The sequence below is a fragment of the Isoptericola sp. AK164 genome, assembly GCF_029643425.1.
Classification (GTDB): domain Bacteria; phylum Actinomycetota; class Actinomycetes; order Actinomycetales; family Cellulomonadaceae; genus Isoptericola; species Isoptericola haloaureus.
Map to the genome: position 1 here is coordinate 341,306 of NZ_CP119106.1, position 12,777 is coordinate 354,082.

The 12,777-nt window shown below is 75.4% G+C and carries 9 protein-coding genes; 4 read left to right on the forward strand and 5 right to left on the reverse strand.

Annotation, left to right across the window (positions count from 1 at the left end):
- Positions 1–180: 180 nt before the first annotated feature.
- A complete protein-coding gene (locus tag PO879_RS01540; protein ID WP_278236191.1) occupies positions 181–1,353 on the reverse strand; it encodes an FAD-dependent oxidoreductase in 1,173 nt (390 codons plus the stop codon).
- A gap of 185 nt (positions 1,354–1,538) precedes the next feature.
- On the opposite strand from PO879_RS01540, the gene PO879_RS01545 reads away from it, so the two are divergent.
- Entirely contained in the window at positions 1,539–3,668 is a 2,130-nt protein-coding gene (locus tag PO879_RS01545) for an alpha/beta fold hydrolase (protein ID WP_278236192.1), read from the forward strand.
- A 46-nt stretch (positions 3,669–3,714) separates the two neighbouring features.
- On the opposite strand, the gene PO879_RS01550 is transcribed toward PO879_RS01545, so the two are convergent.
- Positions 3,715–4,353 (reverse strand): TetR/AcrR family transcriptional regulator, encoded by a 639-nt coding sequence (locus PO879_RS01550; RefSeq protein WP_278236193.1) that lies wholly within the window; start codon positions 4,351–4,353, stop codon positions 3,715–3,717.
- 126 nt (positions 4,354–4,479) lie between these two features.
- Here PO879_RS01550 and PO879_RS01555 point away from each other — a divergent pair, with 126 nt between their 5' ends.
- Together PO879_RS01555 and PO879_RS01560 are read left to right on the forward strand one after the other, a co-directional pair.
- On the forward strand, positions 4,480–7,347 hold the full coding sequence (locus PO879_RS01555) for an efflux RND transporter permease subunit (RefSeq protein ID WP_278236194.1): 2,868 nt from the start codon (positions 4,480–4,482) through the stop codon (positions 7,345–7,347).
- Entirely contained in the window at positions 7,344–9,953 is a 2,610-nt protein-coding gene (locus PO879_RS01560; protein WP_278236195.1) for a YhgE/Pip domain-containing protein, read from the forward strand. The genes PO879_RS01555 and PO879_RS01560 overlap by 4 nt, the downstream gene beginning before the upstream one ends.
- A gap of 17 nt (positions 9,954–9,970) precedes the next feature.
- Here the strand turns inward: PO879_RS01560 and PO879_RS01565 are convergent, their stop codons facing one another.
- A complete protein-coding gene (locus PO879_RS01565) occupies positions 9,971–10,192 on the reverse strand; it encodes a hypothetical protein (RefSeq protein ID WP_278236196.1) in 222 nt (73 codons plus the stop codon).
- A gap of 125 nt (positions 10,193–10,317) precedes the next feature.
- On the opposite strand from PO879_RS01565, the gene PO879_RS01570 reads away from it, so the two are divergent.
- Positions 10,318–11,469, forward strand: a complete 1,152-nt coding sequence (locus PO879_RS01570; protein WP_278236197.1) for a hypothetical protein — start codon at positions 10,318–10,320, stop codon at positions 11,467–11,469.
- On the opposite strand, the gene PO879_RS01575 is transcribed toward PO879_RS01570, so the two are convergent.
- Both PO879_RS01575 and PO879_RS01580 read right to left on the reverse strand, forming a co-directional pair.
- Positions 11,412–12,158 carry a GntR family transcriptional regulator gene (locus tag PO879_RS01575; protein WP_278236198.1) on the reverse strand — a complete coding sequence of 249 codons (747 nt, stop codon included), beginning with the start codon at positions 12,156–12,158 and terminating at the stop codon, positions 11,412–11,414. The two genes, PO879_RS01570 and PO879_RS01575, sit on opposite strands and share 58 nt — an antisense overlap.
- A gap of 71 nt (positions 12,159–12,229) precedes the next feature.
- Positions 12,230–12,679 (reverse strand): PTS glucose transporter subunit IIA, encoded by a 450-nt coding sequence (locus tag PO879_RS01580; protein WP_278236199.1) that lies wholly within the window; start codon positions 12,677–12,679, stop codon positions 12,230–12,232.
- Positions 12,680–12,777: the final 98 nt, after the last annotated feature.

The following is a 12,777-nucleotide window of genomic DNA, read 5'->3' on the forward strand; positions in this document are numbered from 1 at the left end:
CGCGAGCCCGGGGCCGCGACCAGGCGCGTCGGTGCGCCCGTCCTCCCCACTTTTCAGAGAACGCCTGGCAGAAACCGTTGTCAACACGCCGTCCGAACTTCACCCGAACCGTGACCGGTGCGTGATCCTGCGGCCGACGAGCCCCCTGGGCGACCGGTCTCCTCGCGGTCGTGCCGCGGGTCAGAAGAGCTCGTCGAGCACCCGCGGGGCCAGCCCCAGCGCCGTCGTCGTGGCCAGCCCGTCGGTGACGTTGACGGTCCGCACGCCGGGCAGCGGCTCGGTGACGACGAACGGGTCGGCCACCGGCGCGGTGCGGGCGCGCACCGGCTCGGTCGCCGTCCAGCGGCCGAGCACCGTGAGCGGACCGGTGCCGAGCAGCTCGGCGGTCGCGTCGAGCAGCAGCCCGTCCACCGCCTCGGAGCGGCCCGGCACGTCGGCGGGGGCCCGCCCGTCGCCGACGACGACGGAGCCGTCGGCCTGGGAGTGCAGCGACAGGTGGATCTCCGCGGCGAGCAGGTCCGGCCGGTGCCGGCGCCACCGGTCGCGCACCTCGCCGAGCGCCCGCGAGTGCAGGTAGGCGGCGTCGCGCAGCACGGTCGTGCCGCCGAGCACGACGGGCCCGGAGGCGAGCCGGGCCTGCGCGGCGACGTCGTCGGGCGTGGGCGGCGCGACGCGCAGGAGCTGGCGGCGCACGGGGGTCAGGTCGGCCCCCGCGGACCAGAAGAGGGAGCCGACCGCCTGCCCGGCGGCGACCACGACCCGCTTGGCCACGACCTCGCCCCGCGAGGTGCGCACCAGGGTGCAGCCGCTGCCGGCGTCGAAGGTCTGGGCGGCGGTACGCCAGGCGACGTCCACCTGGGGGCGCGAGGAGAGCCAGTCGCAGATCGCCAGCAGCGCGGCGTAGGGGTCCAGCCGCAGGTCGAGGGGGAGCCACACGCCCCCGACGGCGTGCGCGACCGGGGTCCGGTCGGCCACGCTGCGGTGGTCGAGCAGCTCGGCGTCGCCGGCGCGCGCGGCGACGAGGTCGTCGAGCACGGCGAGCTCGTCGGCGTGCTGGGCGACGACGACCGCGCCGCTCTCGCGCACCCCGAAGCCGGCGTCGCGGCCGAGCTTCAGCCAGCGCTCCCGGGAGGCCAGCGCGCAGGCGAGCGCGGTCGAGTCCTGGGTGGTGACGGCCACGTGCCCGCTGCGCCGGGCGGTCGACCCGTCGGGCCGGGCGGCGCCGTCCAGGACGAGCACCGAGTGGCCCCGGGCGTGGGCCTCGACGGCGTGCGCCAGCCCCACGATGCCCGCGCCGACGACGACCAGGTCGACCTTGGCGGGCAGGGGAGGCGGGGCGCTGTCGTGACTCACGTCCAGAATCTGCCTGAGCGCGCGGGCGCCGTTCAAGGCGCGTCGTGCCCCCCGACGAGGTGTTCGACCACTGTTCACCTGCGGTTCGGCCCGGCGTTCCCGGAGCGTCGCGAGCGCCGCGCGGGAGCCCTTCCGACGGCGCCGTGCGGGGTCGGCCGTCCGGGGCGTGTGGTAGACCCGGGAGGGTGACTCAGGACACCTCCGCGGAGACCCCGCGCACCCCCTTCGACGACCTCGACGACTACCTGGCCCTCGGCCGCCTCGGGGGCCTCGCCCTCAGCGCGGACGGACGGCGGCTCGTCACGACCGTGCAGACCCTCGACCCGGAGCGCACCGGCTCCGTCTCGGCGCTGTGGGAGATCGACCCGACCGGCGCCCGGCCGGCGCGACGCCTGACCCGCAGCGCGGCCGGCGAGTCCGCCGCCGTCTTCACCGCCGGCGGCGACCTGCTCTTCACCTCCGCCCGCCCCGACCCCGAGAGCACGGGGTCCGACGACGAGAAGAAGGCGGCCCTGTGGGCGCTGCCCGCGGACGGCGGCGAGGCGCGCGTGGTGGCGACGGCGCCGGGCGGCGTCGGCGGGGTCCTCGCCGCCCGCGACGCCGACGTCGTCTCGCTGTCGACGGCCGTGCTGCCCTCGGCCGACGACCTCGAGGCCGACGCCGAGCTCCGCACGGCGCGGCGTGACACGAAGGTGAACGCGATCTGGCACACCGGCTACCCGGTGCGCCACTGGGACCACGACCTGGGCCCGGACGCGCCGCGCCGGTACGCGTTCGCCCTCGGCGACGTGGCCGAGGGGGAGCGGGCCGAGCCGCGTCAGCTCACGGGGGCCGGCCGCCAGCTCGAGGAGCACGACGCGGCCCTGAGCCCGGACGGCGGCACGCTGGTCGCGAGCTGGGCGGTCGCCGACCCGGGCGCCGCGCGCCGCACGATCCTCGTCGCGATCGACACCGCCACCGGCGAGCGGCGCACCCTCGTCGACGACCCCGACGCCGAGATCGGCGCGCCGACCGTCTCCCCGGACGGCCGGTGGGTCGCCTACGTGACCTCGACGATCACGACGCCCACCGACCCGCCGGTGGTCCGGGCCGCCCTCGTGGCGCTGGACGGCAGCGGCGAGCCCGAGGTGCTCGCCGACGACTGGGACCGCTGGCCGTCGTCGCTGACCTGGCTGCCGGACGGGGGCGGGCTGGTCGTGACCGCGGACGACGACGGGCGCGGCCCGGTCTTCCTGCTCACGTTCGACGGTGCGCCCGGCGAGGGGCCGGTGACCGTCGAGCGGGTGACCGCGGACGACGCCGTGCTCACCGACGTCCGCGTCGCGCCGGACGGGTCGGCGCTGTACGCGCTGCGCACCTCCTACGCCGCGCCGTCGGAGCCGGTGCGGGTCGACCTGGCGGCGTTCGTCGCCTCCGGGGAGCCGGGGGAGCGCGAGCCGGTCGACGCCGTCGCGCTGCCGTCCCCGGTGCCCGCCCCGGAGCTCCCGGGCTCGCTGACCGAGGTGGTCACGACGGCGGCCGACGGGACCCGCGTCCGGGCCTGGCTGGCGCTGCCCGCCGGGGCGTCGTCGTCGGACCCGGCGCCGCTGCTGCTGTGGATCCACGGCGGCCCGCTCGGCTCGTGGAACGCCTGGTCGTGGCGCTGGAACCCGTGGCTGATGGTGGCGCGCGGGTACGCGGTGCTGCTGCCGGACCCGGCCCTGTCCACGGGGTACGGTCAGGAGTTCGTCGCCCGCGGGTGGGGTGCGTGGGGCGACGCCCCGTTCACCGACCTCATGGCGGTCCAGGACGCCGCCGAGGCCCGCGACGACGTCGACGCGTCCCGGACGGCCGCGATGGGCGGCTCGTTCGGCGGGTACATGGCGAACTGGGTGGCCGGGCACACCGACCGGTTCCGCGCCGTCGTCACGCACGCCTCGCTGTGGGCGCTGGACGGGTTCGGCCCGACGACGGACCACGCCTACTACTGGGCGCGGGAGATGACCCCCGAGATGCGCGACGCGCACAGCCCGCACCGGTTCGTCGGGGACATCACCACGCCGGTGCTGGTGATCCACGGCGACAAGGACTACCGGGTGCCGATCGGCGAGGGTCTGCGGCTGTGGCGAGAGCTGCTCGCCGACTCGGGGCTGCCCGCGGCCGACGACGGCTCGACCGTGCACCGCTTCCTGTACTTCCCGGACGAGAACCACTGGATCCTGACCCCGCAGCACGCGAAGGTCTGGTACCAGGGCGTGCTGGCCTTCCTGGCCGAGCACGTGCTCGACGTGCCGGCCGGTGAGGGCGACACGGTCCTGCCGACGACCCTCGGCTGAGGACGCGACCTCCTCGTGGCGCGTGGCCGGGCGCCCGACCGGGCCCCTACCGGGGCGTCACGAGGAGGTCGACCAGCCGCTCCAGGCGGGCGATGGCCTGCTGGTCGGCCGGGGCGCCGAGCACCGCGGCCCGCGAGCCGGCGTCCTCGACGCACATGAGCAGGTCGACGGCGGTGGGCGTGTCCACGATGAACCGCAGGTCGAACTGCTCCAGCAGCCCGTCGATCACGGCGGCGACCTCGCCGCGCAGGCGGTTCTGGGCGCCGACGTACTGCTGCGCGACCTCGGGGTCGCGCATGGCCATCAGCTCGAACTCGGCGTTCATCAGGCACCACAGCCGGTGCTCCTCCTCGTCGAGCTCGAACGCGACGAGGACCTGCCGGACGGCGTCGCGGAACCCTTCGGGGGTCGCGGCGCGGGCGGCGGCGAGCTGGGGGCCGAGCTGCTCGAGCGACCGCAGGTGGTCGCGGGCCTTGCGTTCCACGAGGGCGTGGAACAGCTCCTCGCGCGAGCCGAAGTTCGAGTAGAACGCGCCGCGGGTGAACCCGGCGGCCTCGCAGATCGCCTCGATCGGGGTGGCGGCCACGCCGTGCTCGGAGAAGAGCGCGAAGGCCGCGTCGAGCAGGCGCTCACGCGTGCGCTCGCGGCGCGCGGAGCGCACGCTGGTGGCGTGCTCGGTCGTCACGTGGGCCCTCCCTGGAACGTGGTGCGGTGCCCACTGTAGTCAGTGCACCGGTGTATCCGATACATTTGCGTATCGGATACAGTGGCGTATCGATCGTCCTGTCGTTCCTGCCCTCGGGAGTCCCGCGTGTCCTCCGTCCTGTACTCGCTCGGCCGCTGGGCCGCCGGCGCGCGTCGGCTCGTCGTCGTCGCCTGGCTCGGGATCCTCGTCCTCACGGGGGCGGCCGGCGGCCTGCTCTACCAGGGCTTCGACAACTCGATCACCATCCCGGGCACGGAGGCGCAGGAGGCGCTGGACCAGCTCTCGGCCACGTTCCCCGAGGTCAGCGGGTCCTCGGCGCAGATCATCGTCGTGGCGCCGGACGGCGAGACCGTCGAGTCCGACGACGTGCGCGGGCCGGTCGAGGACGCCGCCGAGGAGATCGGCGAGCTCGACGAGGTCCGGGTCGTCACCACGCCGTACGACGACCAGCTCTCCGCCTCGGTCAGCGACGACGAGCAGGCCACGATCCTGCAGGTGCAGCTCGACGGCGACGCGTTCTCGATCAGCGACGCCACCAAGGACGCCCTGCACGAGACCACCGACGAGCTGTCCGCCGTGCTCCCGGCCGGCGCGCAGGCCTCCCTGGGCGGGGAGCTGTTCTCCACCGAGCTGCCGGCGCTGAGCATCGTCGAGGCCGTCGGCCTGGTGATCGCGCTGGTGGTGCTCGTGCTCACCCTCGGCTCCTTCGTCGCCGCCGGGCTGCCGCTGGTCAACGCCCTGGTCGGCGTGGGCGTGTCGATGCTGCTGCTCCTGGCCACGACGGTGCTCGGCCCGATCAACTCCACCACCCCGATGCTCGGGCTGATGCTCGGTCTCGCCGTCGGCATCGACTACGCGCTGTTCATCGTCTCCCGCCACCAGGAGCTGCTGCGCGACGGCGTCGACGTGCACGAGTCCGTCGCGCGCTCGACCGCCACGGCCGGGTCCGCCGTCGTCTTCGCGGGGCTGACCGTGATGATCGCGCTGGTCGGCCTCAGCGTCGCCGGCATCCCGTTCCTGTCGGTCATGGGTGTCGCCGCGGCCGTCGCCGTCGGGTTCGCCGTCCTGGTCTCCCTCACCCTGCTGCCGGCGCTGCTCGCCATGGCGGGCGACCGGCTCCGCCCGAAGCCGCGCCGGAAGGCCCGTCGCGGGAAGACGGTCGCCCCGGCCGCCGACGCGACCGGCCACGAGAACCGCTTCTTCGCCGGCTGGGTCGCGGCCGTGACGAAGAAGCCGATCGTCACCATCGTGCTCGTCGTCGTCGCGCTCGGGGCCCTCGCGTTCCCGGCCACCAACCTGCGCCTGGCGCTGCCCGACGCCGGCTACCTGCCCGAGGGCAACGAGGCCCGGCAGACGTACGAGCTGGTCGGGGAGAACTTCGGCGACGGGTTCAACGGACCGCTGATCGTCACGGGCACGATCATCGAGTCGACCGACCCTCTCGGCCTCATGGACGACCTCGCCACCGAGATCGAGGCGCTGCCCGGCGTCGCCGACGTCCCGATGGCCACGCCCAACCAGAGCGCGGACACCGGCATCATCCAGGTGGTCCCCGAGGGGGCGCCGGACTCCGAGGCGACCAAGGCGCTCGTCAACGAGATCCGCTCGATGCACGACTACTGGATCGACGAGTACGGCGTCGACCTGTCCGTCACCGGGTTCACCGCCGTCGGCATCGACGTGTCCGACAAGCTCGGCCAGGCGCTGCTGCCGTTCGGCATCGTCGTCGTCGGCCTGTCGCTGCTGCTGCTCATGATGGTGTTCCGGTCCATCTGGGTACCGGTCAAGGCGACCGTCGGGTACCTGCTGAGCGTCGGCGCGGCGTTCGGCGCGGTCACCCTCGTGTTCGAGAACGGGCTGTTCGCCGACGCGCTGCACGTGACCAAGCTCGGTCCCGTCATCAGCTTCATGCCGATCATCCTCATGGGCGTGCTCTTCGGCCTGGCGATGGACTACGAGGTGTTCCTCGTGTCCCGGATCCGCGAGGACTTCGTCCACAACGGACGTCGCGCCCGCCGTGCCGTGCACACCGGCTTCCAGGGGGCCGCCAAGGTGGTCACCGCGGCCGCCGTCATCATGTTCAGCGTCTTCGTGGCGTTCGTCCCCGAAGGCGACATGTCCCTCAAACCGATCGCGCTCGGTCTGGCGGTCGGCGTCGCCGTCGACGCGTTCGTGGTGCGGATGGTCCTGGTCCCCGCCGTGCTCGCCCTCCTGGGCGACCGGGCCTGGTGGATCCCGCGCTGGCTCGACCGCGCCCTGCCGACGTTCGACGTCGAGGGCGAGGGCATCGCCCGCGAGCTGCGCCTCGCCGACTGGCCCGGGCCGCGGCCCGACGGCCGCGAGGACGCCGTCGCCGCGCACGAGGTCACCGTCGCCGGGCCGCACGCCCGCCCCGGCGACGCGCCGCTCGTCGGCCCGGTGAGCGTCCGGGTCCCCGCGGGCGGGGCGCTCGCCGTGCACGGTGACGCCACCGCGGCCGTCAACGCCCTGCTGCTGGCCGTCGCCGGCCGCATCCACCCGGACGACGGCGTGGTCAAGACCGCCGGGTACGTCCTGCCCGAACGGGCCCCGGCCGTCCGGTCCCGCGTCGCCGTCGTCGACGCCGCCGCCCCCGACGCGCCGGCCGCCGGTGCCGTGACGCAGGCCGTGCGCGAGGGCGCGCGCGTCGTCGTCGTCGACCGGACCGACGTCGTCGCCGACCGTGCCGACCGCGAGGCGCTCGCCCACGCGCTGTCGGCCGCCGCCGGCACCGGGACGACGCTGCTCGTCGGGTCCACCGGGGTCGCCGCGACCGACCTGCTGCCGACCGGGACGCCCGTCCTCGACGTCGGTTCCGGCTGGGGCTCCCCCGGCACGTTGCACGGCGGGGAGACTCCGCCACCGCCGCCGGCCGAGGAGCACGGCGCGGACGACGAGCACGCCGGGCACCCCGAGCACGACCAGAACTCCACCACCCAGGAGGTGCGGGCATGAACCGCGTCAGGCAGAACCCGTGGGCGGTCGCAGCGGTCGCCCTCCTCCCCGTCCTCGTGCTGGGCATCCTGCTGGCGTCCCTGTGGAACCCGGTCGACCGCCTCGACACTGTCCCCGCCGCGATCGTCAACGACGACGAACCCGTCGAGATGGACGGCCAGACCGTCCCGCTCGGCCGCCAGCTCGCCGCCGGGCTGGTCGGCGGTGCCGAGGACTCGGACGTGAACTACGACTGGACCATCACCGACACCGAGCAGGCGGCCGAGGGGCTCGACGACGGCACCTTCGCCGCCGTGGTGACGATCCCCGAGGACTTCTCGGCCGCCGCGACGTCGTTCGGGTCCGAGGACCCGACCGAGGCACGCCAGGCGACGATCGACGTGTCCACGCCCGCCGGCGGCCGCGTGGTCGACGACGCGCTGGCCCGCATCGTCGCCACCACGGCCACGACGGTGCTCGGGTCCTCCCTGACCGAGACGTACGTGGACAACGTGCTGATCGGCTTCAACGACCTCTCCGACGGGATCGGGGAGGCCGCCGACGGGGCGAACCAGCTCGCCGACGGTGTCGACGAGACCGCCTCCGGGGCCGACGACCTGGCCGACGGCGCCCGGCAGTACGCCGACGGTGTCGGCCAGTTCGCCTCCGGTGTGGGCGAGGCCGCGGACGGTGGCTACGCGCTGGCCGACGGCGCGAGCCAGTTCGCCTCCGGTGTCGGTCAGGCGGCCGACGGCGGTTATGCGCTGGCCGACGGCGCGGACCAGTTCGCCTCCGGTGTCGGTCAGGCGGCCGACGGCGGTTATGCGCTGGCCGACGGCGCGCAGCAGTACGCCGCCGGTGTCGGCCAGGCCGCCTCCGGGGCGGACGAGCTCGCGACCGGCGCCGACCAGTACGCGGCCGGCGTCGGGTCGGCGGCGACGGGTGCCGAGGAGCTGGCCGCCGGTGCCGGGCAGGTCGCCGACGGTGTCGACGGCATCACCGGAGGCATCGTGGAGAGCGCCGACGGGGCCGACGACCTGGCCGCCGGCGGCTACGAGGTGGCCGACGGCGCGGACCAGGTGGCCACCGGGGTGCGCCAGCTCGCCGACCAGGCCGGCCAGATCGACGAGCAGGTGCCCACCGAGGACCAGATCCAGGCCGGGCTCGACGAGATCTCCGCCGGCTACGAGGCCAACGCCGCCGAGATCGCCGCCGCCCTGGACGACGCCGAGGCGGCCCTGGGCTGCGCGACGACGCCGGAGAGCGACGCCTGCCAGCAGCTCGAGACGATCCGGACCGTCCTGGCCAGCCTGGACAGCGGGGTCACGGGCGAGTTCGACGAGCTCGCCGACCAGCTGCTCGGTGCCCGCGGGCAGCTCACCGACCTCGCCGAGGGGACCGACCAGCTCGCCACGGGGGCCGAGGGTGTCGCGACCGGTTCCCGCGGGATCGCCGACGGGACGGCCGAGCTCGGCGACGGGCTGCGGGACCTGGCCGACGGCAACCGACAGGTCGCCGACGGTGCCGACGGCGTGGCTGCCGGCGCCTCCGAGCTCGCCGCCGGGGTGAACCAGCTCGACTCCGGGGCCCAGCAGCTCGCGGGCGGCGTGGACGACCTGGCCGACGGCGTCGGGCAGCTCGACGCGGGCGCCCAGGAGCTGGCGACCGGGGTGACCGGGTTCGCCTCGGGCGTGGGGCAGCTGGACTCCGGTGCGCAGGAGCTGGCGACCGGCGTCAGCGGGTTCGCCTCGGGTGTGGGTCAGCTGGACTCCGGTGCGCAGGAGCTGGCGACCGGCGTCAGCGGGTTCGCCTCCGGTGTGGGGCAGCTCGACTCCGGTGCGCAGCAGCTCGTGACCGGTGCCGACGGCGTGGCCGACGGCTCGGGGCAGCTCGCGGACGGCGTCGACCAGCTCGCCGACGGCGCCGACGAGCTCGCCGTCGGGCTGGACGAGGCCGCCGCGGGGATCCCGACCTACTCCGAGGACGAGCGGGAGAACCTCTCGGGCGTCGTCGCGAACCCGGTCTCGGCACCGGGGGTCGACGACCTGTCCACCGGTGCCACGGGACCGCTGTTCGCCGTCGTGGCCCTCTGGCTCGGGGCCCTCGGGCTGCTGACCGTGTACCCGCCGGTGGCAGCGCACGCGCTCGGCTCGACGCGGTCCTCGGTGCGGCTCACCCTCGAGGCTCTCGCCCTCCCGGCCGCGATCGGCGCCGGCACGGGTGCTCTCGTGGGCGGGATCCTCGCCGCGGTCGAGGGGGCGTCGCTCCTGGGCTGGGTCGGCGCGATCGCCATCGGCGTCCTGGTCTCGGTGTGCTTCGTCGCGGCGCACCTCGGCTTCCTCGGCTGGCTCGGCCACGTCGGGCGCGGCATCAGCCTGCTGATGGCGGTGCTGCTCATCGGCACCGGCGTCGTGGCCACCGTGCCGGACGCCCTGGTCTCGCTGGTGGAGTTCCTGCCCACCGGTGCCGGTCGGGACGCCTTCGCCGCGGTGCTGCTGCCCGCGGTGGGCGGACTGGGGCTGGCCCTGACCGCCCTGGTGCTGGGGACCGGCGTCGGGCTCGTGCTCGGGATCGCCGCCGCGGCACGCGCGCGGCGTACGCGGGTGGCGGCGCTGCTGCCCGCGTAGCCGTCAGGACGCCTGGCTCAGCGCGTGACCCGGGGCAGCGGCACCGGGTCACGCGTCCAGGCGACCGTCACGGCGTTGCCCGTGGCCTGCTGCCAGCGGGCGACCAGGGTCGCGTCGGCCTGCCACCGGGCGCTCGGCTCGAGCAGAGCGACCTCGCGGTAGTCCCTCAGCGCGGCGAGGTCGTGGCTCAGAGCCCAGCGGACAGCGGCGCGCACGTCGGTGACCGTCGGATTCCTCATCACCCCCAAGAGAGGGTCCAGGACGGGATCCATGACGTGATTCACGACACTTTCTCGGACTTTTCCGTTCCCGCACCCGGCGCGCCCGCCGGACCCCTCGTCGACGGGTGGGTGAGACTCGCGGCATGGATCTGACCCAGGCGCGCGAGATCAAGGCCCAGCTCACCGGCTACGCCCGTGACCTGGCGGAACGCTACGAGGTCGCCGTCGGTCCGCAGTCCGCGGCCACGACGGCCCCCGACCCGGTGCGTGCCCCCACGCTCGCGATCGGCGTGGCCCCCGCCGGACGGTCCGGCGAGTTCGAGATCGCCGTGCGCTACCGGCTCGGCCTGCCGGCGGCCCGCGCCGTCGTCCGCCGGATCGCCGCCGAGGCGGGGCCGTCGCCCGACGTGCGCCGCACCGGCCGCATCCGCCGGCTCGGCCCCGGACGGCGGGGGTCCACCCGCGACCCCGGCCTCGACCCGCAGCCGCCGGTCGCCACCGCCCTCGCCGTCGGGGAGACGGGCCGCGTGCGTCCGCTGCGCCCCGGGGTGTCGCTCGCGCACGTCGACGTCACCGCCGGCACGCTCGGCGCGTTCGTGGTGGCCGACCCGGCGTGCTCGGCCGGCGGGCACCTGCCCGGCGGCCCGGGCGCCATCTACGCGCTGTCGAACCGCCACGTGCTCGACGGCGTCCCCGGCGACGGGGTGCTCCAGCCCGGGCCCGCGGACGGCGGGCGCGATCCCGTCGACCGCGTCGGCGCCGTCGCGGCCGTGGTGCCGCTGGCCGCGGGGGAGCGTGCGGCGGTCGACGCCGCCGTCGCCCTGCTGGACTCCGCGGAGGTGGACCCGACCTACCCGGTAGGTCCCGTGACGACGACGGCGGAGGCGGTGCCCGGCGACGCGGTCGAGAAGATCGGGCGGACCACCGGCCACACGCACGGGCGGGTCAGCGCCGTGGAGATGGACGACGTGCTGGTCGGGTACGGGCCCGAGCTCGGCGTCCTGGCGTTCGACGGCCAGATCGAGGTGGAGTCGACCGGCACCGGGCCGTTCTCCCGGGGCGGGGACTCCGGGTCGCTCGTGTACCGCCACGACGCCGCCGCCCTGGGGCTGCTGTTCGCCGGCTCGGAGACCGGAGGGCCCCACGGGACCGGGCTGACGTACGTGAACCCGATCGGCGCCGTCGTCGGTGCCCTGGGTGTGCGCCTGGTCGGAGCGGCCGGTCAGGACCACACGGGTCAGGACCACACGGGGACGGGCGAGCGGGCCTCGCCGAGCGGGACGAACACGCTGTAGCGGTCGCCCCGGTAGGAGAACCGCGAGTGGATGAGCGGCGTCTGCGCGGCGTACGTGCGCCGCTCGATCCGCATCACGGCGTGCGTGCCCGTCATGCTCAGCAGCCGGCACTCGGTGTCCGTGGCGTCGGCGGCCGTGATCGTCTCGTCGCCCCCGGTCGGGACGTGGCCGCGGCGCCGCAGCTCGGCGTCGAGGCTCTCCGGCACCCCGTCGTCGAGCAGGTCGGGCGCGAGACCGGCCGGGATCCAGGCGTCCTCGACCGCCCAGGGCTCACCGTCGGCGGTGCGGACCCGCAGCACCCGGTGCGCGTCGTCGCCGGGCCGCAGCGCCAGGACGTCCGCCACCGCGGCCGGGCAGGGCCGTGTCGCGGCCTCGAGCACCTGCGAGCCGGGCGTCATGCCGCGGCGCCGCACCTCCTCGCCGAAGGTCGTCAGGCGCATCTCGAGGTCGGCCGGCGGGGGCGCCACGAACGTGCCGCGGCCCTGCGCCCGCTCCAGCAGCCCGTCGGCGACGAGGGCGTCGATCGCCTGCCGGACCGTCATGCGCGAGACGTCGAAGCGTTCCCCCAGGGCGCGCTCGGACGGGATCGCGTCGCCCACGGCGAGCTGATCCACGAGCTCGGCCAGGTAGGCGCGGACCACGCGGTACTTCTGACCGGTGCCGTGCCGGCCGGCGGGGCGCGTCGCCATCGTCGAGTCGTGTCCTCCCTGACACCGCCGGACCTCGGACGGGTCGTCCGCCACAGTCTGCCACCGACCGCTCACGGCACGGCGAGCAGGGGGTCCCCGGGCTCGACCGCCGCACCGGGCGCGGCGCGCAGCTCCACCTGCTCCGGGGACGCCTCCAGCAGCACCACCGGGCAGACTGCCGAACGTCCGCCGGCACGCACCTCCGCCGGGTCCCACTCGACCAGGAGCTGACCCGTGACCACCGCGTCGCCCTCGGCGACGTGGACGGTGAACCCCGCCCCGCCGAGCTGGACGGTGTCGATCCCCAGGTGCACCAGCACCGCCGGACCGGACGGCGGCTGCACCACGAAGGCGTGCGGGTGCAGCTTGACCACCCGCCCGTCGACCGGTGCCAGGACCTGCGACCCCGCGGGCTCGACGGCGGTGCCGGGGCCGACCAGGCCGGCGGAGAAGACCGGGTCCGGGACCTCGCCGACCTCGACGACGGTCCCGGCGACGGGCGAGCTGACGAGCAGGGTCATCGGTCCTCCTGGGATTCGGGGGGCGGCGCAGCGCCGGGTCCTTGACACAGGGTGCCGCATCCGACAGCGTGCGAGACACACGACGGCTCGGTGACGCG